The organism is Shewanella halotolerans, assembly GCF_019457535.1.
GTDB classification, from domain to species: Bacteria; Pseudomonadota; Gammaproteobacteria; order Enterobacterales; family Shewanellaceae; genus Shewanella; species Shewanella halotolerans.
Genome location: NZ_CP080417.1, coordinates 1121153 through 1147919 on the forward strand (window position 1 = coordinate 1121153; position 26767 = coordinate 1147919).

26 protein-coding genes and 8 tRNA genes are annotated in these 26767 nt (G+C 53.9%); 21 read left to right on the top strand and 13 right to left on the bottom strand.

The features are described 5' to 3' along the window. Positions 1–9: 9 nt before the first annotated feature. The 3 genes from holA to leuS all read right to left on the bottom strand — a co-directional run bounded on the left by holA (position 10) and on the right by leuS (position 4195). On the bottom strand, positions 10–1041 hold the full coding sequence (gene holA, locus K0H81_RS04940) for a DNA polymerase III subunit delta (RefSeq protein ID WP_220060118.1): 1032 nt from the start codon (positions 1039–1041) through the stop codon (positions 10–12). Further along, positions 1041–1535 (bottom strand): LPS-assembly lipoprotein LptE, encoded by a 495-nt coding sequence (locus K0H81_RS04945; RefSeq protein ID WP_144203645.1) that lies wholly within the window; start codon positions 1533–1535, stop codon positions 1041–1043. The genes holA and K0H81_RS04945 overlap by 1 nt, the downstream gene beginning before the upstream one ends. A gap of 68 nt (positions 1536–1603) precedes the next feature. Beyond that, the gene (gene leuS, locus K0H81_RS04950) at positions 1604–4195 is read right to left on the bottom strand and encodes a leucine--tRNA ligase (RefSeq protein ID WP_220060119.1); all 2592 of its coding nucleotides are present in this window, start codon (positions 4193–4195) and stop codon (positions 1604–1606) included. A gap of 121 nt (positions 4196–4316) precedes the next feature. Here leuS and K0H81_RS04955 point away from each other — a divergent pair, with 121 nt between their 5' ends. Next, positions 4317–4817 (top strand): zinc ribbon-containing protein, encoded by a 501-nt coding sequence (locus K0H81_RS04955; protein ID WP_011866725.1) that lies wholly within the window; start codon positions 4317–4319, stop codon positions 4815–4817. A 190-nt stretch (positions 4818–5007) separates the two neighbouring features. Here K0H81_RS04955 and lnt read toward each other — a convergent pair whose 3' ends face one another. The 6 genes from lnt to K0H81_RS04985 form a co-directional block, all read right to left on the bottom strand. Then, positions 5008–6606, bottom strand: a complete 1599-nt coding sequence (gene lnt, locus K0H81_RS04960; RefSeq protein ID WP_220060120.1) for an apolipoprotein N-acyltransferase — start codon at positions 6604–6606, stop codon at positions 5008–5010. Between the two features lie 26 nt (positions 6607–6632). Next, on the bottom strand, positions 6633–7508 hold the full coding sequence (gene corC / locus K0H81_RS04965; protein ID WP_011866723.1) for a CNNM family magnesium/cobalt transport protein CorC: 876 nt from the start codon (positions 7506–7508) through the stop codon (positions 6633–6635). A gap of 27 nt (positions 7509–7535) precedes the next feature. After that, on the bottom strand, positions 7536–8006 hold the full coding sequence (ybeY, locus tag K0H81_RS04970) for an rRNA maturation RNase YbeY (RefSeq protein ID WP_220060788.1): 471 nt from the start codon (positions 8004–8006) through the stop codon (positions 7536–7538). Continuing rightward, a complete protein-coding gene (locus K0H81_RS04975; RefSeq protein ID WP_220060121.1) occupies positions 7999–9042 on the bottom strand; it encodes a PhoH family protein in 1044 nt (347 codons plus the stop codon). The genes ybeY and K0H81_RS04975 overlap by 8 nt, the downstream gene beginning before the upstream one ends. 241 nt (positions 9043–9283) lie before the next feature. Further along, entirely contained in the window at positions 9284–10708 is a 1425-nt protein-coding gene (gene miaB, locus K0H81_RS04980) for a tRNA (N6-isopentenyl adenosine(37)-C2)-methylthiotransferase MiaB (RefSeq protein WP_011866720.1), read from the bottom strand. Positions 10709–10806: 98 nt separating this feature from the next. After that, entirely contained in the window at positions 10807–11109 is a 303-nt protein-coding gene (locus K0H81_RS04985) for a hypothetical protein (RefSeq protein WP_220060122.1), read from the bottom strand. A gap of 255 nt (positions 11110–11364) precedes the next feature. Here K0H81_RS04985 and K0H81_RS04990 point away from each other — a divergent pair, with 255 nt between their 5' ends. The 13 genes from K0H81_RS04990 (at position 11365) to K0H81_RS05050 (ending at position 16870) form a co-directional block, all read left to right on the top strand. Continuing rightward, positions 11365–12501 carry an FAD-dependent monooxygenase gene (locus K0H81_RS04990; protein ID WP_434086881.1) on the top strand — a complete coding sequence of 379 codons (1137 nt, stop codon included), beginning with the start codon at positions 11365–11367 and terminating at the stop codon, positions 12499–12501. A 193-nt stretch (positions 12502–12694) separates the two neighbouring features. Beyond that, a complete protein-coding gene (pth, locus tag K0H81_RS04995) occupies positions 12695–13282 on the top strand; it encodes an aminoacyl-tRNA hydrolase (protein WP_220043130.1) in 588 nt (195 codons plus the stop codon). Between the two features lie 70 nt (positions 13283–13352). After that, positions 13353–14444: a redox-regulated ATPase YchF gene (gene ychF, locus K0H81_RS05000; protein ID WP_220060124.1), complete on the top strand. Its 1092-nt coding sequence runs from the start codon at positions 13353–13355 to the stop codon at positions 14442–14444. A gap of 267 nt (positions 14445–14711) precedes the next feature. After that, positions 14712–14788 (top strand) — tRNA-Met (locus K0H81_RS05005). Between the two features lie 69 nt (positions 14789–14857). Then, positions 14858–14942: transfer RNA gene (locus K0H81_RS05010), tRNA-Leu, on the top strand. Between the two features lie 48 nt (positions 14943–14990). Next, positions 14991–15065: transfer RNA gene (locus tag K0H81_RS05015), tRNA-Gln, on the top strand. 25 nt (positions 15066–15090) lie between these two features. Next, positions 15091–15165: transfer RNA gene (locus K0H81_RS05020), tRNA-Gln, on the top strand. Between the two features lie 20 nt (positions 15166–15185). After that, positions 15186–15262: transfer RNA gene (locus K0H81_RS05025), tRNA-Met, on the top strand. Between the two features lie 132 nt (positions 15263–15394). Continuing rightward, positions 15395–15479, top strand: a tRNA-Leu gene (locus K0H81_RS05030). Positions 15480–15524: 45 nt separating this feature from the next. Beyond that, a tRNA-Gln gene (locus tag K0H81_RS05035) sits at positions 15525–15599 on the top strand. A gap of 54 nt (positions 15600–15653) precedes the next feature. Further along, positions 15654–15738: transfer RNA gene (locus K0H81_RS05040), tRNA-Leu, on the top strand. Positions 15739–15982: 244 nt separating this feature from the next. Next, the gene (locus K0H81_RS05045) at positions 15983–16450 is read left to right on the top strand and encodes a hypothetical protein (RefSeq protein WP_258406446.1); all 468 of its coding nucleotides are present in this window, start codon (positions 15983–15985) and stop codon (positions 16448–16450) included. Positions 16451–16462: 12 nt separating this feature from the next. Further along, the gene (locus K0H81_RS05050) at positions 16463–16870 is read left to right on the top strand and encodes a hypothetical protein (protein ID WP_144203661.1); all 408 of its coding nucleotides are present in this window, start codon (positions 16463–16465) and stop codon (positions 16868–16870) included. Between the two features lie 80 nt (positions 16871–16950). Here K0H81_RS05050 and K0H81_RS05055 read toward each other — a convergent pair whose 3' ends face one another. The 3 genes from K0H81_RS05055 to lolB form a co-directional block, all read right to left on the bottom strand. Next, on the bottom strand, positions 16951–17898 hold the full coding sequence (locus K0H81_RS05055; RefSeq protein ID WP_144203663.1) for a ribose-phosphate pyrophosphokinase: 948 nt from the start codon (positions 17896–17898) through the stop codon (positions 16951–16953). Positions 17899–17963: 65 nt separating this feature from the next. Then, complete coding sequence (gene ispE / locus K0H81_RS05060; RefSeq protein ID WP_220060125.1) at positions 17964–18818, bottom strand: 4-(cytidine 5'-diphospho)-2-C-methyl-D-erythritol kinase; 855 nt, start codon at positions 18816–18818, stop codon at positions 17964–17966. Next, positions 18805–19461 carry a lipoprotein insertase outer membrane protein LolB gene (gene lolB / locus K0H81_RS05065; protein ID WP_144203667.1) on the bottom strand — a complete coding sequence of 219 codons (657 nt, stop codon included), beginning with the start codon at positions 19459–19461 and terminating at the stop codon, positions 18805–18807. The genes ispE and lolB overlap by 14 nt, the downstream gene beginning before the upstream one ends. A 319-nt stretch (positions 19462–19780) precedes the next feature. Here lolB and hemA point away from each other — a divergent pair, with 319 nt between their 5' ends. The 4 genes from hemA to K0H81_RS05085 all read left to right on the top strand — a co-directional run bounded on the left by hemA (position 19781) and on the right by K0H81_RS05085 (position 23469). Then, positions 19781–21031: a glutamyl-tRNA reductase gene (hemA, locus tag K0H81_RS05070; RefSeq protein ID WP_011866710.1), complete on the top strand. Its 1251-nt coding sequence runs from the start codon at positions 19781–19783 to the stop codon at positions 21029–21031. 13 nt (positions 21032–21044) lie between these two features. Then, complete coding sequence (gene prfA / locus K0H81_RS05075) at positions 21045–22130, top strand: peptide chain release factor 1 (RefSeq protein WP_220060126.1); 1086 nt, start codon at positions 21045–21047, stop codon at positions 22128–22130. 38 nt (positions 22131–22168) lie between these two features. After that, positions 22169–23011 carry a peptide chain release factor N(5)-glutamine methyltransferase gene (gene prmC, locus K0H81_RS05080; RefSeq protein ID WP_011866708.1) on the top strand — a complete coding sequence of 281 codons (843 nt, stop codon included), beginning with the start codon at positions 22169–22171 and terminating at the stop codon, positions 23009–23011. A 215-nt stretch (positions 23012–23226) separates the two neighbouring features. Next, positions 23227–23469: a hypothetical protein gene (locus K0H81_RS05085; protein ID WP_220060127.1), complete on the top strand. Its 243-nt coding sequence runs from the start codon at positions 23227–23229 to the stop codon at positions 23467–23469. Between the two features lie 115 nt (positions 23470–23584). Here the strand turns inward: K0H81_RS05085 and K0H81_RS05090 are convergent, their stop codons facing one another. Next, entirely contained in the window at positions 23585–24010 is a 426-nt protein-coding gene (locus K0H81_RS05090; RefSeq protein WP_258406390.1) for a GNAT family N-acetyltransferase, read from the bottom strand. Between the two features lie 122 nt (positions 24011–24132). Between K0H81_RS05090 and K0H81_RS05095 the strand changes: the two genes are divergently transcribed. The 3 genes from K0H81_RS05095 (at position 24133) to K0H81_RS05105 (ending at position 26709) form a co-directional block, all read left to right on the top strand. Then, on the top strand, positions 24133–24519 hold the full coding sequence (locus tag K0H81_RS05095) for a SirB2 family protein (RefSeq protein WP_011866704.1): 387 nt from the start codon (positions 24133–24135) through the stop codon (positions 24517–24519). Continuing rightward, complete coding sequence (locus K0H81_RS05100; protein ID WP_144203673.1) at positions 24519–25307, top strand: transglutaminase family protein; 789 nt, start codon at positions 24519–24521, stop codon at positions 25305–25307. The genes K0H81_RS05095 and K0H81_RS05100 overlap by 1 nt, the downstream gene beginning before the upstream one ends. 124 nt (positions 25308–25431) lie before the next feature. Further along, positions 25432–26709, top strand: coding sequence for a DUF819 family protein (locus K0H81_RS05105; protein ID WP_220043123.1), 1278 nt, complete (start codon positions 25432–25434; stop codon positions 26707–26709). Positions 26710–26767 lie beyond the last annotated feature (58 nt).

Here is a 26767-nt window from a genome sequence, read left to right on the forward strand (position 1 = left end):
AGCTTTTTCCTAGCCGAGTTCGATATGGCTAAGATGAGCGTGAGCCTTGGGATCGTACAGCAGGCAGAGGTGACTCATGGCGGTCCAGTCTTCAGCTCCTTGCTGCTTGAGCTTCAGCTCGATCTTCGAGGCACTGGCCAGGGCTGTTTCTATCTGGCTTAGACTCAGGCGAGATAGCGCACCCTGATACAGCCCCTTGCGCTTGTCCCAGATCCTGAACTGACTCCACAGACTCTGCAGCGGCGTTCCCGCCTCCTGAGCCTGCTTGAGCTGTAACAGTGTGGTCAGCTCCTTAAACTGGCCCCACAGCAATATCGGCAGGGCCGTGCCCTCGGCTTGGAGCTGGGCCAGGATATGCTGGGCCTTCTCCTGTTGATTGGCCAGCAGGCAATCGGCCAGCTGAAAAACGCTGAAACGGGACTGATCTTCGAAGTAGTTTTGCAGTTGCTCGCTGGTGATCTGGCTGCTGGGGCTAAGTAGCTGCAGCAGTTGTATCGCCTGATCCGCTGCCAGCAGGTTGCCTTCATACAGACTCAGCAACAGCTGCTGGGCGTCCTGGGTGAGGTTTAAGCCGGCCTCGCGAATACGGGTCTGTAACCAGCGCTGAAACTGTGGCCCTTCTGGCGTGGCGCAGGGGATATAAATCCCTTTGTCATCCAGCTGCTTAAACCATTTCGATTTGGTCTGTTCGCTGGCAAGCTTTGGCCCTGTGATCACCAACAGAATATCTGGATTCACCTGCTGCATCAGACTCTGTAGCTGGCTACTGCCCTCGCTGCCGGGTTTGGCCTGGGGCAGGTGCAGCTCTATGATGCGGCGACTGGCGAACAGGCTCATGCTGTTCCACTCATCCTGCAATTCGCGCCAGTTAAAGCCAGTCTCCTGAGTGAGCACTATGCGCTCCTCGAAACCTTCTCGCTTGGCCTGTTCCAAGATCGCCCGCTTGCTGGTTTCACACAGCCAGGGGTCATCACCAAAGATGAGGTAACAGGGCTTTAGCGGCGAGAGCTGCTTGGCGAGCTGGTCCGGGTAGACGCGCATCAGTTGGTCTCGATAGAGGCCAGGATCTGGATGATCTGGTCGGCGGCCTGGATGCGCATCTCTTTTACGAGCAGTTCCATCTCACGGCTCTTTGCCAGTGCGGTGCGGGGATCGTCGAGGTAGTCGCGGTGAATGTCGACATCGAAGGCCTTGGCCTCGCGCTCGGGATACTGCACCGCGAAGCGCACGTGATAGTTGAGCTCATATTCCGCCACATTCCCCGTGGGGTAGAGGGAGAGGGTACTTCTGTCCAGCGAGTCGTTGAGGATCCGCACGACAGGCACACTGGTATCATCTTCCACTACTGTGATGCTGTTGAGACGCAGGCGTTCGCGCACCAGGCGGGTCAGCTCGCTGTATTCGTCCTGGCTGCTCAGGGTGAGCGTCTTAAGAGAATCTGGGATCGAGTAGCTGCGCTGAAGTTTAAAACCACATCCGGCGCTAAGCAGCACCGAGAGGGCTAAGATTGCAAAACATAAGCGTTTAATAAGCATAGGCTAAGCCATCTATTTCCATGTTTGATAAGACTCGGCCACCTGAGGTGGCCGAGTAAAGCGGGCAATTAGTTTGCTACGATATTGAGTAGCTTACCAGGTACATAAATCACCTTACGTACCGTCTTGCCTTCGGTGTGCTTGATAACGCCTTCCTCTGCCATACCGGCAGCTTCCACCGTGTCTTTGTCGGCGTCGGCGGCCACTGTTACCTTGGCGCGTAGCTTGCCGTTCACCTGTACTATGATCAGCTTGCTGTCTTCGACCAGCGCCGACTCATCGACGACCGGCCAAAGCACGTTTTCAATCGTCTCTTCGTGACCCAGTGCCTGCCACAGCTCGAAGCTGGTGTGCGGGATGATAGGGTAGAGCAGACGGACCACGGCGCACAGGGCTTCCTGCATCAGGGCTCTGTCTTGCTCGCTCTCCATCGGCGCCTTTTGCAGACGATTCATCAGCTCCATCACAGAGGCGATGGCGGTGTTGAACATCTGACGACGCTCGATATCGTCACCCACCTTGGCGATAGTCTTGTGCAGCTCACGACGCAGCTCTTTTTGAGCGCTATCGAGTGAGGCAACATCCAGGGCAACGGTAGGGCCTTGTGACACATGGTCGTGGGCCAGTTTCCAAAGACGCTTGATGAAGCGGTGAGCCCCTTCGACGCTCGACTCTTGCCATTCCAGGGTCAGTTCTGGTGGCGAGGCGAACATCATGAACAGACGCACGGTATCGGCGCCGTACTTGTCCACCATCTCTTGCGGGTCGATACCATTGTTCTTCGACTTAGACATCTTGCTCATGCCGGTGTAAACCAGTTCATGACCTTGGCTGTCGACGGCCTTGACGATACGGCCCTTGTCGTCGGTTTCGGTAACCTTGGCATCGTTTGGCGATACCCAGACACGGGCACCTTTCTCATCTGTGTAGTAGAAGGCATCGGCCAGCACCATGCCCTGGGTTAGCAGACGCTTGGCTGGCTCATCGCTGTTAACCAGGCCGATGTCACGTAGCAGCTTGTGGAAGAAGCGGAAGTAGAGCAGGTGCATACAGGCGTGCTCGATACCACCGATATATTGATCCACCGGCAGCCAGTAGTTGGCCTTGGCTGGATCCAGCATCTGGTCGGCCTTAGGGCTACAGTAGCGGGCATAGTACCAAGAAGACTCCATGAAGGTGTCGAAGGTATCGGTTTCTCTGAAGGCTTCCTGACCGTTAACCTGAGTCTTGGCCCACTCTTTGTCGGCCTTGATTGGGCTCTGGATACCATCCATGACCACATCTTCAGGCAGGATCACCGGCAGCTGATCTTCAGGCGTTGGCATTACCGTACCGTCGGCCAGGGTGACCATAGGAATTGGCGCGCCCCAGTAACGCTGACGGGAGACACCCCAGTCACGCAGACGATAGTTTACCTGACGCTTACCTTTGCCTTCGCTGGTTAGCTTAGCGTCGATGGCATCGAACGCTGCCTGGAAGTCCAGGCCGTCCAGCTCTGGGAATGAGTCGCCAGAGTTAAACACTATGCCCTTTTCTGTGTAGGCTTCTTCGCTGATGTCCAGCTCGCCATCTGCAGGCTTGATCACCCCTTCGATTGGCAGGCCATACTTAGTGGCAAATTCGTAATCGCGCTGGTCGTGACCGGGTACCGACATCACGGCGCCCGTGCCATAGTTCATCAGCACGAAGTTGGCAGCCCAGATAGGTACTAGCTTGCCTGTCAGCGGGTGGATGGCCTTAAGGCCTGTGTCGACACCCTTCTTCTCCATGGCGGCCATGGCGGCTTCTGTGGTGTCGGCGTTCTTGCACTCTTCGATAAAGTCGGCCAGCACAGGGTTGTTTGCCGCTGCTTGCTCAGCTAACGGATGACCTGCGGCGATCGCCACATAGGTCACGCCCATAACAGTGTCTGGGCGAGTGGTGTAGATGTCGAAGCTCTGATCGCTACCCTCGACCTGGAAGGTCATCTCGATGCCTTCGCTGCGGCCGATCCAGTTGCGCTGCATCGTTTTGACCTGCTCTGGCCATTCGTCCAGCTGGTCGATGTCGTTCAGCAGTTCTTCGGCGTAATCGGTGATCTTGATGAACCACTGAGGGATCTCTTTTTGCACCACCTGGGTGTCACAGCGCCAGCAGCAGCCGTCTTGTACCTGCTCGTTGGCCAGTACGGTTTCATCGTTTGGACACCAGTTAACCGAGGCAGTCTTCTTGTAGACCAGGCCCTTCTCGTACAGCTTGGTGAAGAACCACTGCTCCCAGCGGTAGTATTCAGGTGTACAGGTGGCGATCTCACGGCTCCAGTCGTAGCCGAAACCCAGCATCTTCAGCTGGTTTTTCATGTAATCGATGTTTTCATAGGTCCAAGGGGCCGGCGCCGTCTTGTTGTTGATGGCGGCGTTCTCAGCAGGCAGACCGAAAGAGTCCCAACCTATGGGTTGTAATACGTTTTTTCCTTGCAGACGCTGGTAACGGGCAACGACATCGCCTATGGTGTAGTTGCGGACATGGCCCATATGCAGTCGGCCAGAAGGGTATGGAAACATAGAGAGACAGTAAAACTTCTCTTTGCTTTCGTCCTCGGTTACTTCAAATGTTTTAGTGTCTTGCCAGTGCTGCTGCACCTTAGCTTCAATCTCTGAAGGTAGATATTGCTCTTGCATTGATGATTCCCGGCCATGCCGCCTATTTATTTGATCTTGCGCATCTTGCGCGCGAGTTAGATCTGCATAGAATAAACTAGAAGTGAGTCATTAAAAAGGTTCGCATGAAGGAGTATTGAACATGAGTGAAAGAAGTACCGAGTTGCTAGCGCTTTACCAGGCCCTATTCGAGCAGGTGAAATCGGATTTCTCTGAAGATAACTCAATGACTGCAAAGGAATTATATAAGACTGTCACGGCGAGTAAGGAGTTCTTGCTGCTTAAGGAGCAGGCCAAGGAGGAGGAGCTTGCCCTGGTAGAAGAATTTTTAAAGCGTGATATCGGCAGCTACCTGGCCGAAAAGAACGCCACGGATCTTAGCCACAGCCCCACAGTCATCGCCGCCGAGAATACCCTGTGGCATTGGCTGAGTGAGATTACCGACAGGAGTCAGGTGGAGTGGCATGAGGTGACCCAAGACTTCAAACATCACGGCTATTATCAGAGCGGTGAGATAGTGGGTCAGGGAGTGATGGTCTGCACCGGTTGCGGCCATGAGATGCGCATCGAATTCCCCGGGGTCATCCCCGACTGCCCCGAGTGCGATGGCGATCAGTTTACCCGAGAGGCGCTGGCGCCTTAATCTCCTGAGCGCTTGATGACTGAGTGCCTGATGTTTTCAGGGGCTCATTCCCTGAGCGCCCGACGCATAAGCATCTAACCACAGTCGTGAGTCTGACCGGCTCATAAAAAATCCCCGCCAATGCGGGGATTTTTGTATCTGCTCGAAATTTGTTGGTGTGCTAATTCTAAAGTTAGAGATAGAGTTAGAGCTAGAGCCTGAGTCTGCGAATCACCGCGCCGATTAATAGGATGGTGCACAGCAGCAGGAGTGGCGTCTGGCCCCAGCGGGCGAAGCCTGTACTGCCGGACACCAGCGGCACCTCGGCCTTGAGCACTCCGGTTTCAAATTGCGGCAGGCTATGGGTGATCTTGCCCTGTGGGTCGACCACGGCGGTGACGCCATTGTTGGTGGCTCTTAGTAGCGGCATGCCCAGCTCGATGGCGCGCATCTGGGCGATCTCCATGTGCTGCAACGGCCCGTTTGAGCGGCCGAACCAGGCATCGTTAGAGACGGTGAGCAGCAGCTCAGTACCGGCATTCACGTTAGCCCTGAGCTGCTCCGGGAAGGCGATTTCATAACAGATGGCCGGCGCCAGCTGATGCCCCACGGCGTCCAGGTTAGGCTGCTGGAAGTCGCCTCTGGCGAAAGAGGACATGGGCAGGTTAAAGAAGGGGGCCAGGGGCCTGAGCAGATCTTCCAGCGGCACAAACTCGCCGATGGGCAGCAGGTGGTGCTTACGAAACTCGTTGCTGCCATCGCCGCGATAATCGGCACTTTCTTGTTGTAGCTGCTGGTGGTTACCCAGGACGATCAGCGAGTTATAAAAGCGATTCTGCTGCTTGCTGATGATGCCCGTGATGATGGCGCTGTTATTCAGATTGGCGACCTTGTTGGCGTTGTCGAGAAACTCTTCCACCATATACTCGGGGGCAGGGATCGCCGCCTCAGGCCAGATAAACAGATCTGTGTCGGCCAGCGACGGCCTTGAGAGATCCATATATTTCAGCATGGTGGGCCAGAGCGCCTCGGGCTGCCATTTCATGCTCTGGGCGATGTTGCCCTGCACCAGCGCCACCTTGACCGATTTGCCTGTCGGGGTAATGGGCGATAGTTGCGAGCTGACAAATGCCCCCAGGCCGGCAAGGGCGGTGATAATCAGCAGCGGTGCTACTCGCAAGCTAAATGAGCGCGGCCCATTTGAGCTCACCCCATTTGAGCCTTGCCCATCAGCGCGATAGGTGAAGGCGAGAGCTAAGGCGCCGGCGATCATGGCTAATACCAGGCTGAGACCCAGGGCGCCTATGTTGCTGGCAAGGGGCGCCAGCGGCCCATTGGTTTGGCTATAGCCGGCCCAGAGCCAGGGGAAGCCGGTCAGCACCCAGCCTCTGGCCCACTCGGTCAGCACCCAAGCGGCAGGGAAGACGGCGAGAAAGCGCAGCCTTAGCGAGTTTGGTACCAACTTAACGCTGAGGTAGGCCGCCAGTGCCGGGTAGAGCGCTAGGTAGAGGGCCAGGATGGCCATCAGGCCCAGTGAGGCGATAAGCGGCAGGCCACCGTAGGTGTCTATGCTGACATGCACCCAGCTGATCCCCACAGAGAAACAGCCAAAGCCAAAGCTCAGCCAGTAGATAAATGTCTGCTTCGGGGGAAGCATACGGCTGTGCCCAAGGGCGAATGCCATGGCCAGGGGATAGATGAGCCAAAGTGAATAGGGGGCGAAGGCCAGAGAGGTACTGGCACCCGCCAGATAGGCGAGTACCAGCCGTATTACAGGATGATGGGCAATTGCCCTAAGTCGTAGCAGCATTATAGCCTCATCAAGGGACTGAAAAGTTAAGCGTTTTCTTCTTCAGTCTGGGGATCGGGAAGTTTCACCCTGAGCTGAACCAGCCTGCGGGTGTCGGCGCTAATCACCTTAAATTCAATCTCATCTATGGTGATCTTCTCGTTGCGCTCGGGCAGGTGGCCGAAGGCGTGGGAGACCAGGCCACCGACGGTATCGAACTCTTCGTCACTAAACTGGGTGCCGAAGGTCTCGTTGAAGTCGTCGATAGGGGTCAGTGCCTTGACCATGTAGATCTGTTTGCCCACCTTGCGGATCTCTGTCTCTTCGGCGGAGTCGTGATCGAACTCATCTTCGATCTCGCCGACAATCTCTTCGAGAATATCCTCGATGGTGACCAGACCGGAAACGCCACCATATTCATCGACGACGATCGCCATATGGTAACGTTGGGAACGGAATTCCTTCAGGAGCACGTCGACACGTTTGCTCTCTGGCACCACGACGGCCGGACGGATCACCTGCTCGAGGGAAAAGGGCTCGTCGTTATTTTTAAAGCCATACTGCAACAGGTCTTTAGCCAGCAGTATGCCTTCGATATGATCTTTATCTTCGTTGACCACGGGGAAGCGGGAATGGGCCGAGCCGATTACGGTCGATAGCAGCTCCTCTACCGTGTTGTCTATTTTTAGCGCCACAATTTGTGCCCGTGGGATCATGATGTCACGCACGCGCAGATCGGAGACTTCTAAAACACCTTTAATCATTTCGCGCGTGTCTTCGCTGATCACTTCTCTCTGTTCAGCGTCGTGGATCACCTCCACTAACTCGTCGCGACTCTGTGGTTCGCCCTGGAATAACTGACTTACTTTTTCAAACCAGCCCTTCTTGTGGGCGTTGCTACTCGGTGGGTTATCGTCACTCATAGTAATTTCCTGACCAGAATTGGCCGGCTATTGCTCCTTGTAAGGATTGGGAAATCCCAAACTTTCAATAAGTTGAGTCTCTAAAGACTCCATCTCTTCTGCTTCGCTATCGATAATATGATCATACCCTAGCAGATGCAGACAACCATGTACAACCATGTGGGCCCAGTGGGCTGTAAGGCTTTTTCCTTGGATCTCAGCCTCCTGCTCGACCACAGGCACACAGATCACTAAGTCGCCCAGCAGGGGCAGTTCAACCTCAGGCGGCGACTCGAACGGGAATGATAGCACATTTGTCGGCTTGTCTTTGCCTCTATAGGTATGATTTAACTGCTGACTTTCAGCCTCATCCACCAGGCGTATGGTCATCTCGGCCTCGGGCATGGCGTTGCCTAGAGCCAGACGTACCCAAGACTCGAACTGCTCCTGGGTCGGCAGCTGGTCGGCCTGGGTCGCAACCTGCAGATCCAGGTGCAGTGCAATTGGGCTATCAGGCATCATGGTGCTTAGGCTCCTCTGCCTTAAACTGGCTCTCGCGCTTGGCCTTTTCGCTGGCTACCTTCTGATCGTGCGCCTCATAGGCCTCGACGATACGGGCAACCACGGGGTGGCGTACCACATCCTTGGCCTGGAAGAAGTTAAAGCTGACCTCGTCGACTTCGCTAAGCACTTCGATGGCATGGCGCAGACCAGACTTTTGATGCTTGGGCAGATCGATCTGAGTGATGTCGCCGGTGATCACCGCGCGGGAGTTGAAACCGATACGGGTGAGGAACATCTTCATCTGCTCCACAGTAGTGTTCTGGCTCTCATCCAGGATGATAAAGGCATCGTTCAGGGTGCGGCCACGCATGTAGGCCAGAGGCGCGACTTCGATGACGCTGCGCTCGATCAGGCGCTCGACCTTCTCGAAACCCATCATCTCAAACAGGGCGTCATACAGAGGGCGTAGGTAAGGGTCGACCTTCTGGCTGAGATCGCCAGGCAGGAAGCCGAGCTTCTCGCCGGCCTCGACCGCTGGGCGGGTCAGCAGTATGCGTCTCACTTCCTGACGCTCAAGAGCATCGACCGCCGCGGCGACCGCTAGGTAGGTCTTACCCGTACCGGCCGGGCCGATACCGAAGGTGATGTCGTGGCGCACTATGTTGGCCACATAATCGCTCTGGTTGGGATTGCGGGGCTTGACCACGCCGCGCTTGGTCTTGATATAGAGCTCTTTGTCGTCTCGGGGCGCCTCAGCCTCCAGGGCGATCGCCTCTTGTATCGCCATGTGCACCTTATCGGGCTCCAGGTCTGGCGTGCTGCCGCGTACCGGCTGCGTCTCGATATAGAGTTCTTTGAGCAGATTATTGACCGTCAGGCAGTTGTGGGCCTGACCAACAATTTGAAAATGGTTGTTGCGATAATTGATCTCGACGCCGATGCGACGCTCGAGTTGTTTGATGTTGTCATCAAAGGGGCCGCAGAGCGACGCTAGCCTACGGGTATCAGACGGCTCGAGATACAGATTGAGCGTGGTGAGTTTGTTTGACAAAAATAGCTCCAGTTGCGTTTGTCGTGAATGCGTGTGCCGTCGGGTGTCATGCCCGACAGACTATAGTGACAGTTTACGAGGCATTAAGTTTAATTGCTAATGCTATTTGATTGCACCATTTGATTGAAAATTCGCCGCCCCTAAAAGATTTATGGATTCAAGGCGCAGTAAAGATGCGCGATAGAAATGTGCAATAAAAAAGCGACCCTGGGGTCGCTTTCAATTCGCATTTTAGATATGCCTAAGGGATAAACTGAGTCACCCCAAGATCGTCATCTTTCTTATGCTTGGCCAGGATGTCAGATGGGCGCAGGTCACGGCGCAGGTCCATCTCATCTTCGCCGCGAATGAACTTGCCACGCAGCGAGTTGGTAAACACATCGACGATCTCGACGTCGACGAAGCTACCTATGTGCTTAGGATCGGCTTCGAAGTTCACCACACGGTTGTTTTCGGTGCGGCCACGCAGCTCCATCGGGTTCTTCACCGATGGACCTTCTACCAGGATACGCTGCACTGTGCCTAGCATCTGACGGCTGTAGCGCATCGCCTGCTGGGTGATCCTGTCTTGCAGAATCGCCAGGCGCTCCTTCTTCTCATCCAGCGACACATCGTCAGGCAGATCTGATGCCGGCGTGCCCGGGCGTGCGCTGTAGATAAAGCTGAAGCTGTGGTCGAACTGCACATCTTCAATCAGCTTCATGGTATCGGCAAAGTCCTGCTTAGACTCGCCAGGGAAGCCGACGATGAAGTCAGAGCTGATCTGAATGTCGGGTCTTGCCTTACGCAGACGACGGATGATCGACTTGTATTCGATAGCCATGTGGCCACGCTTCATCTGGGTGAGGATCAGATCTGAACCAGATTGTACCGGCAGATGCAGGAAGCTCACCAGTTCTGGCGTGTCTTCATACACGTCTATGATGTCTTGGGTAAATTCGATCGGGTGGCTGGTGGTGAAACGAATACGATCGATACCGTCGATGGCGGCCACATAACGTAGCAGCTCGGCGAAGGTACAGATATCGTCATCGTGGGTCGCGCCGCGATAGGCATTCACGTTCTGACCTAGCAGGTTTACCTCGCGCACGCCTTGCTCGGCGAGCTGGGCGATCTCTAGGATCACGTCGTCCACCGGACGGCTCACCTCTTCACCACGTGTGTAGGGCACCACGCAGAAAGAGCAATATTTGCTGCAGCCTTCCATGATGGAGACGAAGGCGCTCGGGCCCTCGGCGCGCGGCTCTGGCAGGCGGTCGAACTTTTCAATCTCGGGGAAGCTGACGTCGATGACAGCCTTGCCGCCTTGCTGGATCTGTTCGATCATCTCAGGCAGACGATGTAGCGTCTGTGGGCCGAAGATCAGGTCGACACACTGAGCTCTGTCTTTGATTGCCTTACCTTCTTGAGACGCCACGCAACCACCTACACCTATGATAAGGTTAGGGTTCTTGTCTTTTAGCGTCTTCCAGCGACCCAGCTGGTGGAATACTTTTTCCTGTGCTTTTTCGCGAATCGAGCAGGTATTGAGTAGCAGGACATCTGCTTCCTCTGCCTCTTCGGTCAAGGTGTAGCCTTGATATTCGTCGAGCAGGTCGGCCATCTTTGATGAGTCATACTCATTCATCTGACAGCCCCAGGTTTTAATGTGGAGTTTCTTACTCATCAGTTTTGCGCCGTTGTTGCAACTACTGGGAAAAATAGCGCGACATTTTACCCTCTGCGCCGCCTGCTGGCTAGCTTTTGCACGTCATAAGGGTGAATTTACTCGGTGCGTGCGGCTACTTTGACCGGGAAATCCACCAGGGCGACCTGCGCCTCGGGCATCTGAGTAAAGAATGCATCGGCCATCGCCTGGCTGCTGTTTTTGGCCTGACGCTGTATGCTTGTTTGGATCTCCGCCCTATAATGGCTCATTAATTCAATCGTATATTGATATAGGGCATAATCAAGCGAGTTGCGATAGGTTACAGTCATCCTCTCTATCCCAAAGGTGGGCGTGGCAAGGGCCGAGGCCGACACTAGACTGGCGGCGGTGATTAGGCTGGCTAGCAGTAACTTTTTCATAGGACACTCCGTGACACTCAGCAGTAATGGTTAGCTGTATTGCAAGTTAGCTGTGAACTGAGAGTGTAAAGGCGCAAATGCTGTTATGCGCCGCGCCTTTGTAACTGAGTGTGAGTAGTTGCCTGCCTGGTAACATTTATATACGCAATCCGTCGATGTGACATATTTGGTAATAAGAAGTAGGGAGTCGAACCCAAGGTGAGTCAGAACCAGCGCAAGACCTTAGTAAAAGATGTTGTCGTGTTAGGCGGCGGTATGGTGGGGGCGGCGACGGCCCTAGGCTTGGCGCAGCTTGGCCTGTCGGTGGCGGTGGTTGAGGCCTATGTGCCCAAGACCTACGACAGTGAGCAGGAACTGGATCTTAGGGTATCGGCCATCAGCGTGGCCTCAGAGCAGTTGCTTGAGCGCCTCGGCGCCTTGACTGCACTCGGCGAGATGCGCCAGGTGGCCTACAAGGGGCTGGAAACCTGGGAGATGGAAGGTTGCATCACCCAGTTTCATAGCGACCAGATTGGCGCCTCTCATCTTGGCCATATCGTCGAGAACCGTCTGGTGCAGCTGGCCCTGTGGCAACAATTTGACCGACATGACAATCTCAGTCTGCTCTGCCCTGCCAAGGTCAGCCAGTTTGCCCGCATGGAAGACGGCATTCGCCTGACCCTGGAGGATGGTAGCGAGATAGAGACGCGGCTGCTGGTGGGAGCCGATGGCGCCAACTCTCAAGTGCGCCAGTGGGCAGGGATCGGCGTGACGGGTTGGGATTACGCCCAGTCGGCCATGCTGATCAATATCGCCACCGAGCAGGAAGAGCAGGATGTCACCTGGCAGCAGTTTACCCCTAAGGGGCCGCGCTCCCTGTTGCCGCTGCCGGGCAAGCATGCCTCCCTGGTGTGGTATGACGATGCCAGTCGTATCGCTCAGCTGCAAAGTCTGAGTAACCAGGCGCTGTATGAGCAGATAGATGCCCACTTCCCGAAACGTCTGGCGCGTGAGTTCAAGGTGCTTTCTAAGGGAAGCTTCAAGCTGACCCGTCGCCATGCCCAACGCTACTTTGACGATCACCTGGTCATCTTGGGCGACGCCGCCCATACCATCAACCCGCTGGCCGGCCAGGGCGTCAACCTGGGCTTTAAGGATGTCAGCGCCCTGATAGACACCTTCGCCGATGCCATCACTAACCATAAATGCTGGTGGGATAACGAGGTGCTCAAGAGCTATCAGGCTAAGCGTTACACAGACAACCAGCTGATGATGTCCACCATGGATCTCTTCTACGCAGGCTTTAGTAACGATCTTCTGCCGCTGAAATTGCTTAGAAACGGCGCCCTCAAGCTGGCGAACATAGATGGGCCTATCAAGCAGAAGGTACTCAAATACGCCATGGGGCTCTAGGCTCTAGCTAAGGTCGTGGGCTAATTCAAGCAAGCAGAACCAGACACTATAGAGATACATCATTATAAAGAGGGGGCTTGGCTGTGATGCTAAGCCCCCTTATTGCCCTTGCCCGGGATAAATTTGTTGCCAACTCGATTGAGTGCTAAAATGCCGCGTTTTTTATTGGCACTTGCGAATGGACAAGGGTGAAATGAGCAATATAAAGCTTATCGTAGGCTTGGCTAATCCAGGCGACAAATATGAGCAGACTCGGCACAACGCAGGTGCATGGTATGTCAACGAGCTGGCACGGGTATGTGGTGTCAGCCTGGTGGCCGACAGCAAATACTATGGCCTGACAGCCAGGGCAACTCTGTACGGTAAAGATGTGCGCCTATTGATCCCAACCACCTTTATGAACCTTAGTGGTAAGTCGGTGGCGGCCTTGGCAAACTTCTTTCGTATTGCTCCCGATGAGATCTTAGTGGCTCACGATGAGTTGGATATGCCGCCAGGTGTGGCTAAGTTTAAGTTGGGCGGCGGTCACGGTGGCCATAATGGCCTCAAAGATATCATCGCCAAGCTCGCAAACGACAAAGGTTTCTATCGCCTGCGGATCGGCATTGGCCATCCAGGCGACAAGAGCATGGTCAGCAACTATGTGCTGGGTAAGGCTCCGCAGACCGAACAACGCCTCATCGAAGAGGTGATTGACGAGGCGGTGCGGGCCACCGAGGTGCTCTTTAAGGAAGACATGAGTAAGGCGATGCACAGGTTGCACTCTTACAAGGCCGGTTAAGTCGATTCGTCGGCAATGAACAGCTTTATTATCGCTTCGGCGATAAGGTTAATTAAATAAAGGTAATAATATGGGTTTTAAATGTGGCATCGTCGGCCTACCAAACGTAGGTAAATCGACTCTGTTCAACGCCTTGACTAAGGCGGGTATCGAAGCGTCAAACTTCCCGTTTTGTACGATCGAGCCTAACACGGGTGTGGTACCTGTGCCGGATCCACGTTTGGAGGCCCTGGCGGAAATCGTTAAGCCTGAACGTGTTCTGCCAACCACTATGGAATTCGTCGATATCGCCGGCCTGGTAGCGGGCGCCTCGAAAGGGGAAGGCCTGGGTAACAAGTTCCTGGCAAACATTCGTGAAACCGATGCTATCGGTCACGTGGTGCGTTGTTTCGAAGATGAGAATATCGTACACGTCGCCAACAAGGTTTCGCCTGCAAGCGACATCGAAGTGATAAACACAGAGCTGGCGCTGGCCGACCTAGACTCTTGCGAGCGCGCCATCTTGCGTCAGCAAAAGCGTGCCAAGGGCGGCGACAAAGATGCTAAGTTCGAGGTGAGCGTGCTGGAGAAGATGCGCCCAGTACTTGACGAAGGTCACATGCTGCGCTCTATGGATCTGAGCAAAGAGGAGCTGGCGGCGGTTAACTACCTTAACTTCCTGACCCTCAAGCCAACCATGTATATCGCAAACGTTGCCGAAGATGGTTTCGAGAACAACCCACACTTGGACGCGGTACGCGAGATCGCGTCTAAAGAGAATGCGGTAGTCGTTGCTGTGTGCGCGGCGATCGAATCTGAGCTGGCCGAGATGGATCCTGAAGACCGTGATGAGTTCATGGCTGACCTTGGCCTGGAAGAACCTGGCCTAGACCGCGTGATCCGCGCCGGTTACCAACTGCTGGATCTGCACACCTACTTTACCGCAGGTGTGAAAGAGGTTCGCGCCTGGACTGTGCCAGTTGGCGCCTGTGCGCCGCAGGCGGCTGGCGTGATCCACACCGACTTCGAACGTGGCTTCATTCGTGCCCAGGTGATGTCTTATGATGACTTCATCGCCTACAAGGGTGAGGCGGGTGCTAAAGAAGCGGGTAAACTGCGCGTCGAAGGTAAGACCTATGTGGTTAAAGATGGCGATGTGATGCATTTCCTCTTCAACGTTTAGCGGTTGATGCCGTTCTTGGCGGCGAAAACCAACAAACACTTAAGCGGCTCGATACTCATATCGGGCCGTTTTGCTTTCTCCCACGGGGAAAAATAGGCGTTAATTGCAGGTTTTTAGGGGCGAATTGCATAAGGCCTGTTCACTTTGATGAGTTTATAGGCGAACGGTTAAGATAGTTTAAATTAGCGAAAAAAAGCTGTTGACCTGCCTACGCTGAATAAGCATAATACGCCCCGTTCCTCAGCAAGAGGGACGCGAAATATTGATGGCTATGTAGCTCAGCTGGTTAGAGCACAGCACTCATAATGCTGGGGTCGCAGGTTCAAGTCCCGCCATAGCTACCATCTCTTCAAGATGTAAAATTGATAGTGGCAGACGCCAGCATCTGTTCAAGATGTAAAACTAGAAGCAGTGCGGGAGTGGTGGAATTGGTAGACACGCCAGATTTAGGTTCTGGTGCCGCAAGGTGTGAGAGTTCAAGTCTCTCCTCCCGTACCATTTATTTTTGACTAGAGGTTGTCTACCTTTAGTCTTAAGCAAGAAAATTGGGGTATCGCCAAGCGGTAAGGCACCGGGTTTTGATCTCGGCATTCCTAGGTTCGAATCCTAGTACCCCAGCCATTTTCCTCTTGCTTAACTTGATTCTTGGGGTATCGCCAAGCGGTAAGGCACCGGGTTTTGATCTCGGCATTCCTAGGTTCGAATCCTAGTACCCCAGCCATTTATCAGTAAGATAAATGTGGCTATGTAGCTCAGCTGGTTAGAGCACAGCACTCATAATGCTGGGGTCGCAGGTTCAAGTCCCGCCATAGCTACCATCTTATTTCAGGTAAATCCGCCGTTATCGGCGCCATCTGCTCGAGATGTAAAACTTGAGGTCTGCTAGTTAGTTGAGCCTCGGCTCAGACATATGACTAGAATCTTCATCAAGATATAAAACTAGATGCTAAGCGGGAGTGGTGGAATTGGTAGACACGCCAGATTTAGGTTCTGGTGCCGCAAGGTGTGAGAGTTCAAGTCTCTCCTCCCGTACCATTATTTGAGGTTATAGGTGTTTCCTGTAATCTAAGCCAAGCTTGTTGGGGTATCGCCAAGCGGTAAGGCACCGGGTTTTGATCTCGGCATTCCTAGGTTCGAATCCTAGTACCCCAGCCATTTTTATCTAGCTTAAGATGTTAAACTAAGCCATCAAATCAGATGTAAAGCGATGCGGGAGTGGTGGAATTGGTAGACACGCCAGATTTAGGTTCTGGTGCCGCAAGGTGTGAGAGTTCAAGTCTCTCCTCCCGTACCATTATTAAGATTGCAAAGAGCCTGTCCAAATGACAGGCTTTTTTGTATCTGTCTTTTGCCTATCTGTCGTTTGTTTATCTATCAGTTGCCTGTCAGGCCAGAATCTGAACCCTCAGACCCTGGATTTAAGCGTCGCTTCAATCCTTGCGAGAAGCCTTCAAGTCACGAGCCGACTCAAGCCGTGATCTACTGGCTAGTCGCTGCTAGGCCCCTGTGATAGCATGAGTTTTTTATTATCACAGGGAGTGACAACCTTGAGCATTAAAACATTAGTCTGTGGCCTGAGCCTGCTGGCGCTTAGCCCTCTGGTACTGGCACAGCCCAGCACACTAACGATAAAGCAAAATACCCAGCCTAAGTCTTCAGACCGTTATATTCGCGCGGTACATCAAGAGATAGAGACCCACAACATAGGGCTCGAAAAGACTCGCTACGCAATCTTGATGGGCATGCTGAATACCAAGGGCTTCGCCTGGGTGTATGACGGTGAGGGCGAGGGTTATATCTTGGCGCGCTTTGACTATCGCGGCGACACCAATGTGATGCGTATTGAATACGACGAGTCCCTGGTGCAGCTCAAGTATCAAGATGCCCTGGGCGATTATCAGTGCGCAAATCTGATCGATGGGATCTGCTATAAGAATGGCCGAGGCTATTACAACTACATCAAGAACCTCAGAGCCAGCATCGCCAGACAGCTGCAAATGCGTTAAGGAAGCGTGAAGATGAAAAAGATTATGCTAGGAATGCTCATAGGGCTAAGCCTTGCGGCGCCATTGCAGGCACAGGGGCTGCACCTCTATCAAGATCCCATTCCACTGGGCAGCTATGTGACTGATTACGATGACATGCTGGATAAGGCCGTGTCACGTAACCACTGGCGCTTCGAGCGTGTGGGGGACAAACGCTTCGCCAGACTGAGCTACAAGACCTACGAAATCAACGTCGAGCTGGTAGAGAGCGACAAGGGCATCGCCATCACCCTGATCGATGCCAAGCGCGAAGGCTGTACCAAGAAGTGTGACGTCGACATGGGTAAGGTCAGCGGTTGGCTGGTCAAACTGCGCCGCACCATCGCCTATGATCTTACCCTGGCGGTACGGGATGACGCCTTGAGGCGCACGGTCAGATAGGTGTTAGGTTGTTAGATGATGATAGATACAAAAAAGCCACTCGATTGAGTGGCTTTTTTCGTTACCCTTGAAGCGGGTGATTAGTGCTTAAACATCGCAGAGATAGACTCTTCGTTGCTTACGCGGCGGATAGCTTCGGCCATCACGCTAGACATGGTTAGCTGAGTCACTTTATCCAGTGCCGCCATCTCTTCACTTAGTGGGATGGTGTCGGTCACGATCACTTCGTCGATCACAGACTCGGCGATGTTCTTAGGCGCGTTGCCTGAGAATACTGGGTGAGTGGCGTAGGCGAATACGCGGTTAGCACCGTGTTCTTTAAGCGCTTCTGCAGCCTTACACAGGGTACCGCCGGTATCGATCATGTCGTCGACTATGATGCAGTCGCGGCCTTGAACGTCACCAATGATGTGCATCACCTGAGCAACGTTCGCCTGTGGGCGACGCTTGTCGATGATAGCCAGATCTGAGTCGTCCAATAGCTTGGCTACGGCGCGGGCACGTACTACACCACCGATATCTGGTGAAACCACGACAGGGTTGTCCAGCTGCTTGCCCAGCATGTCTTCCAGCAGCACTGGGCTACCGAATACGTTGTCTACAGGTACATCGAAGAAGCCCTGGATCTGCTCGGCGTGCAGGTCACAGGTTAATACGCGGTCAACACCAACGCTTGATAGGAAGTCGGCGACTACCTTAGCGGTAATAGGTACACGAGCACTGCGTACACGACGGTCTTGACGGGCGTAACCGAAGTAAGGGATAACCGCAGTAATACGGCCAGCAGATGCGCGACGTAACGCGTCTACCATAACGATAAGTTCCATCAGGTTATCGTTAGTAGGTGCACAAGTAGATTGAATGATAAATACATCCGCCCCACGTACATTCTCGTTAATCTGGACACTGATTTCACCGTCACTGAAAACGCCAACCTCAGCGTCTCCGAGTTTACAAAATAGGCGATCTGCTATCTTCTTGGCGAGACTGGGGGTTGCGTTACCAGCAAATAGTTTAATGTCAGGCACTGTATGGACCTCAGGCGTATGCTTCATTGTAATTGTCGGGATAACCTAGGCTTTCCCGCATGAACTTAGCGCTGCGTTAACCGCAACGCTAATGGTGATTTATTTGTCCCCTTGGCGATGAAACCGCACAAACCCGCCGGCAATTTGGCAAAAACCTGCTCTGCCTGCTGGCGTGTGTCGAAGATACCGAATACACATGCTCCGGTTCCCGTCATTCTGGACGGCGCATATTCTATCAGCCACGCCAATGCTTTGGCAACTTGGGGGTATCGCTCGGCGACTCTGGGTTGGCAATCGTTGTGCCAGTCGCTGCTCATTAAATCGTCCATGGAGAGCTTAGGCGTATCCCGTGGTAGCAGGGGATCGTTAAACACCTCGGCGGTGGAAACGTGAACATCCGGGGTCAGGATCAGGTACCAATTTTCTGGCGCCTCGACTGGGATAAGCTTCTCGCCGACCCCTTCGGCAAATGCCGCTAAACCATTAATAAAAACAGGGACATCAGCGCCGAGAGATAGGCCTATCTTTGCCAGTTCATCCTGTGATAATTGAGTCTGCCAAAGATGATTCAGGGCGACCAGTGTGGTGGCCGCATCGGATGAGCCGCCACCTATGCCGCCGCCCATTGGTAGTTTTTTATCCAGCCAGATCTCGGCGCCTTTATGGGTACCCGTGTACTCCTGCAAAGATTTTGCAGCTTTTAGAATTAAGTTATCGCTATTTGCAACAACAGCTTCCATTTCGGAATGCAGGGTGAGGTTGCCGCTGTCGTTGACGGCAAAATCCAGGTAGTCGCAGTAGTCGATAAACTGAAACAGGGTCTGTAGCTCATGGTAGCCATCGGCGCGGCGGCCGTTGACGTGGAGAAACAGGTTGAGTTTAGCCGGTGCCGGCCAGGCGGTGGATCTATTGCTTGTCATCTGTCGATTCCGGTTGTGATGCTTTGATGGGCGTCGGTGTCAGTGCCTGCCATTGGCTTACCTGCAACTTTAAGCGTATCTCGTCACGTTGCAGCTGCAGCAGTCTCGGCAGCTCGGCGCCGCTCTGCTGTTGCCAGCTGTTGAAGCTGACGTGCCAGGGACTACTGCCCGTGTGGTTGAGCACCTCCTTGGGGCGACCCTGTTCGTCGACGGCGACAACCTCATCCTGAGCGGAGATCTGCCCCGTGATCCACAGGGGCAGGGTGTCGACCGGAATCGACCAGCCGGTGAGGCGCCTGAGCAGCTCTTCGGCATCGCTGTCCTGATACACCTTGTCTTCGATCTCCAGGCTCGCCTGGCTAGGGGTCTTGTTGAGGGTCATGACCGTAGTGCCCAGCATAGTGGTCAGGGTCAGGTCATCCTTGGTCTGGGTATGGAACCAGTAGAGGTTGGTGCTGAATTTATCGTCCGGGGTGCGCACCGCCAATTTGCCCTGTAGCTCCCAGGCTTCTGCCTGGTTAGCGCTTTCTACCTGTGTGGGGACATAGTCGATCGGTTTGTGGGAGGCACAGCCGGCGAGGGTCATTAGCGCTAAGGCCGCACAGCTTGCCGAAATTTTTGTGAAGTAGTTCAAATTATTCATCTATGGCTAAAATCACTAGCGCATATCATACGAGGGCTGACTTTAAATACCAACGACTAATCCCAAATTTCCTGCCAGCCTAGGCTAGGGTTAGCAATGGCTAATTTTTGCCTTGGCCTGATGGCTTGATTTTAAGCCTCAGGTTTAATAGAAAAAAGTTGTGACAAGCCAGATTATTGTTCGGTTTTGTTAAGCGTATTCTGTTTTTAGTCGACTCAATTGCGTAGAATGACTGGCATTAAGTGAGATGATTCGGGCCTATGGCCGGTAGTCAATGAACTCGCAAGATTAACAGACCCTAGAGACCAGAAAGAGTCAGATGAGCCTTGTAGCAATCGGTATTAATCATAAAACAGCCACTGTAGACCTACGAGAAAAGGTAGCGTTTGCGCCTGATAAAATTCATGAAGCGATGAAGAGTCTTGCCAGTCGGACTAAGACAGGGGAGGCGGTGATCGTCTCGACCTGTAACCGCACCGAGCTCTATTGCAACACGGGTGATGAGGCGGATGTGATCAGCTGGCTGGAGTCTTATCATCAGTTATCTCACGATGACGTATTGCCCTGCCTGTACAAATATCAGGGGCAGCAGGTGGTACAACATCTGATGCGAGTATCGTCGGGACTCGACTCGCTCATCCTGGGCGAACCGCAGATCTTAGGTCAGGTGAAGCAATCTTTCGTGAAGGCCAAAGAGGCCGGCACGGTTGCCGTCACCATGGACAGATTGTTCCAAAATACCTTCTCGGTGGCCAAGAAGGTGCGCACCGAGACAGAGATCGGTGCCGCCGCCGTATCGGTCGCCTTTGCGGCCGTGAGCATGGCCAAACATATTTTCTCGGCGCTGAGCGCCACTAAGGTGCTGCTGATCGGCGCCGGCGAGACCATAGAGCTGGTGGCACGCCACCTGAAAGACAATGGTGTCGACTCCATGATAGTCGCCAACCGTACCATTTCCCGCGCCGAAGCCATGTGTGAAGAGTTCGGTGCGACGGCAATTACGCTCGAACAGATACCAGATTTTCTCCCTAAGGCCGATATCGTGATATCCTCTACCGCCAGCCCATTACCTATACTGGGTAAAGGCATGGTAGAAAAAGCGCTTAAGCAGCGTCGTCATCAACCTATGTTATTGGTTGATATAGCAGTTCCTAGAGATATCGAGGCCGAAGTTGCCGATCTGGACGATGCCTTCTTATACACGGTTGACGATCTGCAAAGCATCATTGAACAGAATATGGCCTCCCGACGTGAGGCGGCCGAGAAAGCTGAATTAATTGTTGAAGAGGAATCTCATCATTTCATGGAGTGGATTCGATCGTTAGAGTCGGTCGACAGCATCCGTGAATACCGAAGCCAGAGCATGGCGATCAGAGATGAGTTGGTCGAGCGAGCGATCAATAAGTTGGCCCAGGGTGGTGATAGCGAGCAGCTAATACTGGAACTGGCGAACAAGTTGACCAATAAGTTGATCCACGCCCCGACCCAGGCGCTCACTCAGGCGAGTCGCCGCGGTGACCTCAATAGCTTAGGACAATTAAGAGCAGCGCTCGGACTAGATAAAGACTAAGGTTAGCGTTGTAATGAAGGACAGTGTTATTCGCAAGCTCGAAGGCTTGCTTGAGCGTAATGAAGAGGTTTTGGCGCTGCTGAGTGATGCGGAGATCATCGCCGATCAGGAGCGTTTTCGCGCTCTGTCCAAAGAGTATTCTCAACTCGAAGACGTGGTAAAGAGCTTTAAGGCTTACCGTCAGGCTGAAGAAGATCTTGCTTCGGCGCAGGAGATGCTCGCCGAAGATGACGCCGATCTGAAAGAGATGGCGCAAGAAGAGATTAAAGAAGCCAAGGCGACCCTGGAAGCCTTGGAAGGCGAGCTGCAGATCTTGCTGCTGCCAAAAGATCCTAAAGATGACAACAATGCCTTCCTCGAGATCCGCGCCGGTGCCGGTGGTGACGAGGCGGCTATCTTTGCCGGTGATCTGTTCCGCATGTACAGTCGCTACTGCGAGGCAAACCGCTGGCAGATGGAGATCATGAACGCCAACGAAGGCGAACATGGTGGCTTCAAAGAGATCATCGTTAAAGTCTCTGGCGATGGCGTCTATGGCAAGCTTAAGTTCGAGTCGGGTGGACACCGCGTACAGCGCGTGCCTGAAACCGAATCACAAGGGCGAGTACATACCTCTGCCTGTACCGTAGTGGTGATGCCTGAGATCCCTGAAGCCGAAGCGATCGAAATCAATCCCGCCGACCTTAAGGTCGACACCTTCCGCGCCTCGGGCGCCGGTGGTCAGCACGTTAACAAGACAGATTCTGCCATCCGTATTACTCATATTCCTTCGGGTATCGTGGTGGAGTGTCAGGATCAGCGCTCGCAGCATAAAAACCGCGCCCAGGCCATGAGCGTCTTGGCCGCCCGTATTCAGGCGGTGGAAGATGAGAAGCGCCGCAGCGAAGAGGAATCGACACGTCGTAACCTGGTGGCCAGTGGTGACCGCTCAGAGCGTGTGCGTACCTATAACTTCCCGCAGGGACGTGTGAGCGAGCACAGAATCAACTTGACCCTCTATCGCCTCAGCGAAGTGATGGAAGGCGACCTCGATGCCATCCTCGGCCCCTTGATGCAGGAAAACCAAGCCGACATGTTAGCAGCCCTTTCCGAAGGTTAATCTTGCTATCATTGCCGCTAGGTGATTAAGGATATGCTTTGTTTCAGACGTTAGCACAGGCCCTCGAATGGGCCTCGACTCGACTCCAGGATGTGTCTGACAGTGCCAAGCTCGATGCCGAGGTGATGCTGTTGCATATCATTCATAAGCAGCGCAGTTATCTCTATACCTGGCCAGACGAGCGTCTGACCAGCGAGCAGGTGACCGAGTACAAGCAGATGGTCGGCCGCCGCGAGTTAGGCACCCCCATCGCCCATATCGTCGGCGAGCGGGAGTTCTGGTCTCTGCCCTTCATGGTCAACCCCACTACGCTGATCCCGCGCCCGGATACCGAGATTTTGGTAGAGACGGCCCTTAACCTGCCGCTGGCGGAGAATGCCAAGGTGCTGGACCTGGGGACTGGTACCGGGGCTATCGCCCTGTCGCTGGCCTTCGAGCGTAGTAACTGGCAGATCACCGCGGTAGACAAGGTGCTCGAGGCCGTCGCCCTGGCCAAGGCCAACCGCGATAACCTCAAGCTGCCTCAGGTGGAGGTGTTGCAGAGTGACTGGTTCGATGCCATCAATCGTTATGACTTCAACCTGATCGTCTCCAATCCGCCCTATATCGATGAGGAAGATGAGCATCTGTCCCAAGGGGACGTGCGCTTCGAACCCCATAGCGCGCTCACCGCAGGTGAACATGGCTATGCGGATCTCTTCTACATCGCCGAGGCGGCGCGCGACTATCTGGCGCCCGGCGGCTATCTGCTGCTTGAACATGGTTTCGGTCAGGCTCTCACGGTGCGCGACAAGATGATCGAGCTGGGTTACGAGGCGGTCGCGACGGTACGCGATTTTGGCAGCAACGACAGGTGCACCCTGGGTCGCTGGCCAAGGTAGTTAGCCTAGATGGTTTGACTCGCTAACTTAAGTGCTACGTTAGCACCTCACAGCGTGATACTAAAAACGCCATGGGCCTGAGCCTGTGGCGTTTTATTTTCGTAATATTGTCGTTTGGTTTTCGTTTTATTTTCGTTTTGTTTTAATGACCCCCAGGATAGGCCATACTCAACAGGTCGTAGGCTAGGGGAGACCTGCCGTCGTAGGAAAACACCATGAAAATGATCGCTATGTTACTGGCCTTGTTAATTATCGGCCTCTTGTATTATCAGCAACTCGCCAAGCAACCTGTGCTCAGGGAGCAGACCGAGGCGGCCCTGGAGGCCACTCAAGGCACTGGCCCTAAGGTGCCGACCCGGCCTGATGAACTCGCCACCTTCGATAAGGAGATGAATGCCCTGATGCAGGAGGAGGCCGAGAAGCGGGCCAAGGCGTTAAAAGAAGCCGAAGGCCAGTAGCGCTTAAAAGAGAGGCCGCTATTGCTTGAAGAAGCCTCTGGCGGTCAAAATTGATTCTCTAAGCTTGGTTAGCTTAGATTTGCTCGCTTAGATTTGCTCGCTTAGATTTGTTTGCTTAGAGCGTCTTGGTCATAAAGTATTTACAGCCCGTCTTAGGGTATTGCTCCTGAGTCCACTCCAGTCGATAGCCTCTGGCCTCGTAGAAGGGGCGCGCCTGAAAGTTTAGGGTGTCCAAGATGGCGTAGATGCAGCCCCGCTCCCTGGCGATACGTTCGGCCTCTTGTAGCATCTGGCTGCCAATCTGTTGTCCTCTGAGCGACTCGCTCACCCAGAAGTTATCTATCATCAGCCAGTTACCGAAGGTGCGGGCCGACAGGCCGGCGATCATCTCACCCGCCTCATTCTCCAGCTTAAGCCCCAGGGGTAAGCGCTCGCTCACCTCCCAACGCTGCCAGTTAAACTCGGCGATTTTTTGTTTCACCCTGTCGGCGAATTCACCGGAGTCATCATGGGTAAAGTTAATTTTGTTATCTGTATTCAAGTGACCTTTCCTGTATGAAAATTATCTGGCGGCATTATCGCTAAGAATCAAGAGTATGATATTGGTGCCCCGGCCCTTGATCGGGTACACTAGCGCCTTTGCGAGCCACGAAAGAAGATATAATGGACAGTTTATACCCAGCTATTAAGCATATACACCTCACCCTGATTGCCGTGAGTGTGCTGTTTTTTATCGTACGATTTGTGCTGCATCTTAAACAATCAGCCATCATGGACAAGAAATTTGTTAAGATTGCACCCCATGTGATCGATACCTTCCTGCTGCTCTCCGGCCTAACCTTGTGCTTCATCATCAAGCAGTATCCGTTTCAGGATGCCTGGTTGACCGAGAAGATAGGCGCAGTGATCGCTTACATCTTCCTGGCGGCTATCTCGCTCAAGGCTAACCGTAACAAACTCTTCAAGACCTTCGCCGCCCTGGGCGCGCTGGCCTGGGTGATGTACGCTGCGAAAATTGCCATGTTTAAACAAGCAATATTAATGAGCTAATGACAAACCTGATCTTAAACGAGGCGCTCTCCCTTCCAGAGAGCGCCTTTGATATTTCCGAGCACCTGGGATTTTCCGATAAGGAAGCGGCTAAGTGGGCCTGGTTTGAACTGGCAGGCGCTGTACTTAGCCACTATCTGGTCGACAGAGAAGCCCGTCTCGAGGCGCTGTTGCAATGGTTCTATCAGGATCTCGGCTTCTGTGCGCGAGAGTCCTATTTCAGTATCGAGGCGGCAGATCTGGCCAGCTGCATCACCACGCGGCAGGGTAACAGTACCACCCTGGCAAGCGTGCTTATGCTGCTGGGTAAGCAACTGGATCTGGTGTTGCAGCCGCTGCTGTTGCCGGGCACCACAGTGCTAAGCTGTCGTATCGACGATAAGGTGCACTATATCGACCCGCTCACCGGGCAATCCCTGACTCGTCATCAACTGCATGTGTTGGTGCGCGGCGAGTTAGGTAATGGCGCGCCTTTTAAGCCGCGTTATCTGAAGCCTGCGAGCCTCAAGCGCCTGCTGTCACGCATGCTGCATGAACTCAAGGCCGGCGCCATTTTGGCGAGCAAGTTTGAGAGCGCCATGGAGTGCTGTAACTTATTGATGCAGTGGCACCAAGATGACCTGAATCTTAACCGGGAGCGGGCCTTTATCGCCCAGCAGCTAGGTTGTATCAGCGTCGCGGCGGCGGACCTGCGACACTTTGTCGATAACAGTCCCCACGACCCAGTGACCGAGCTGGTCAAATTACAGTTAAAAGAACTCAACGACGAGGTTGAGGTCTATCATTAACCCTTAGCGTCGAGGCCGGGATGGCCCGATGTGGGGCGAAATTTGCCGCGATTGCCAATCGGCTTTAGCGGCCACCACTATAACTACAACAATAAATAACCCATACAAATTAAAGGGAGATGAGATGAGCAGTACCGCGATAGTCAGCAATGACGCCACGGCGTTAGTCACCAATGATGCCACGGGCCTGGGCCTGTTGGCGGTGATCTTAGGATTCGTGTTTTATACCAATAGCAGCCAGCACCCATTCTGGGTGAAGTTCTATCGTTTCATTCCCGCGCTGCTGCTGTGCTACTTCCTGCCTTCGCTGCTCAACTCCTTTAATATCCTGGATGGTGATACCTCAAACCTCTATTTTGTCGCCTCCCGTTACCTGTTACCTGCCTGTCTGGTGCTGCTGATCTTAAGTGTCGACCTCAAGGCGATCTTAAGCCTGGGCCCCAAGGCGATAGTGATGTTTTTAACCGGTACCGTCGGCATAGTGATAGGGGGGCCTATTGCCTTACTTATCGTGTCGACCCTCAACCCTGAGATCCTCGGAGTGACTGGCCCGGACGCGGTCTGGCGCGGCATGACTACTCTGGCCGGCAGCTGGATCGGTGGCGGCGCCAACCAGGCAGCGATGAAGGAGATCTACGAGGCCGGTGGCAACATCTTCTCCATTATGGTGACGGTAGATGTGATCGTGGCCAACATCTGGATGGCGGTGCTGCTGTTTATGGCTTCTAAGGCCAAGGAGATCGATGCCAAGACGGGTGCCGATACCCGCGCCATCGAGACCCTCAAACAGAAGGTGGAGAAGTATCACGCCGAAAACGCCCGTATCGCCAGCCTGCGTGATCTGATGATGATAGTCGCCGTGGGCTTTGGTATCACGGGTCTGGCCCATGTGATCGCCGATTTCCTTGGCCCCTTCTTTGAGGCCAACTATCCCTGGACCCGCGATTACAGCCTGACCTCTAAGTTCTTCTGGCTGATCGTGACGGTGACAACCATTGGCCTGGCCATGTCTTTTACCCCTGTGCGTCATCTCGAGGCGGCGGGCGCCTCTAAGGTCGCCTCGGCGTTCCTCTATATCCTGGTGGCGACTATCGGCCTGCATATGGATGTGTTCAAACTGTTTGACCCGGCCAACCTCTGGTATTTCGCCATCGGCATCATCTGGATGATAGTCCACGCCGGTTTCATGTTGCTGGTGGCCAAGCTGATCCGCGCGCCACTGTTTTACATGGCGGTGGGCAGTCAGGCCAATGTCGGCGGTGCGGCCTCGGCGCCCGTGGTGGCCGCGGCCTTCCATCCGGCCCTGGCACCTGTCGGTGTACTCCTGGCCGTATTAGGCTATGCTGTAGGCACCTATATGGCGTGGGTGTGTGGTCAGATACTGCAGGTCGTGGCTCAGTGATAGGCCAATAAAGAATTTGATTCCTGCCGGGCTTGCCCCGGCTTCTTAAGAGAGAAGT

Coding starts and splice junctions, on each gene's coding strand:
- ybeY (WP_220060788.1), bottom strand. CDS start 8,006: ATGCCTGATAGCCCAATTGCACTGCACCTGGATCTGCAGGTTGCGACC.
- K0H81_RS05105 (WP_220043123.1), top strand. CDS start 25,432: ATGAGCAGTACCGCGATAGTCAGCAATGACGCCACGGCGTTAGTCACC.
- ychF (WP_220060124.1), top strand. CDS start 13,353: ATGGGTTTTAAATGTGGCATCGTCGGCCTACCAAACGTAGGTAAATCG.
- miaB (WP_011866720.1), bottom strand. CDS start 10,708: ATGAGTAAGAAACTCCACATTAAAACCTGGGGCTGTCAGATGAATGAG.
- K0H81_RS05100 (WP_144203673.1), top strand. CDS start 24,519: ATGACAAACCTGATCTTAAACGAGGCGCTCTCCCTTCCAGAGAGCGCC.
- holA (WP_220060118.1), bottom strand. CDS start 1,041: ATGCGCGTCTACCCGGACCAGCTCGCCAAGCAGCTCTCGCCGCTAAAG.
- hemA (WP_011866710.1), top strand. CDS start 19,781: ATGAGCCTTGTAGCAATCGGTATTAATCATAAAACAGCCACTGTAGAC.
- pth (WP_220043130.1), top strand. CDS start 12,695: ATGAGCAATATAAAGCTTATCGTAGGCTTGGCTAATCCAGGCGACAAA.
- K0H81_RS05095 (WP_011866704.1), top strand. CDS start 24,133: ATGGACAGTTTATACCCAGCTATTAAGCATATACACCTCACCCTGATT.
- K0H81_RS04955 (WP_011866725.1), top strand. CDS start 4,317: ATGAGTGAAAGAAGTACCGAGTTGCTAGCGCTTTACCAGGCCCTATTC.
- K0H81_RS04985 (WP_220060122.1), bottom strand. CDS start 11,109: ATGAAAAAGTTACTGCTAGCCAGCCTAATCACCGCCGCCAGTCTAGTG.
- K0H81_RS05050 (WP_144203661.1), top strand. CDS start 16,463: ATGAAAAAGATTATGCTAGGAATGCTCATAGGGCTAAGCCTTGCGGCG.
- K0H81_RS04990 (WP_434086881.1), top strand. CDS start 11,365: ATGGTGGGGGCGGCGACGGCCCTAGGCTTGGCGCAGCTTGGCCTGTCG.
- K0H81_RS05085 (WP_220060127.1), top strand. CDS start 23,227: ATGAAAATGATCGCTATGTTACTGGCCTTGTTAATTATCGGCCTCTTG.
- prfA (WP_220060126.1), top strand. CDS start 21,045: ATGAAGGACAGTGTTATTCGCAAGCTCGAAGGCTTGCTTGAGCGTAAT.
- K0H81_RS04945 (WP_144203645.1), bottom strand. CDS start 1,535: ATGCTTATTAAACGCTTATGTTTTGCAATCTTAGCCCTCTCGGTGCTG.
- lnt (WP_220060120.1), bottom strand. CDS start 6,606: ATGCTGCTACGACTTAGGGCAATTGCCCATCATCCTGTAATACGGCTG.
- lolB (WP_144203667.1), bottom strand. CDS start 19,461: ATGAATAATTTGAACTACTTCACAAAAATTTCGGCAAGCTGTGCGGCC.
- corC (WP_011866723.1), bottom strand. CDS start 7,508: ATGAGTGACGATAACCCACCGAGTAGCAACGCCCACAAGAAGGGCTGG.
- leuS (WP_220060119.1), bottom strand. CDS start 4,195: ATGCAAGAGCAATATCTACCTTCAGAGATTGAAGCTAAGGTGCAGCAG.
- ispE (WP_220060125.1), bottom strand. CDS start 18,818: ATGACAAGCAATAGATCCACCGCCTGGCCGGCACCGGCTAAACTCAAC.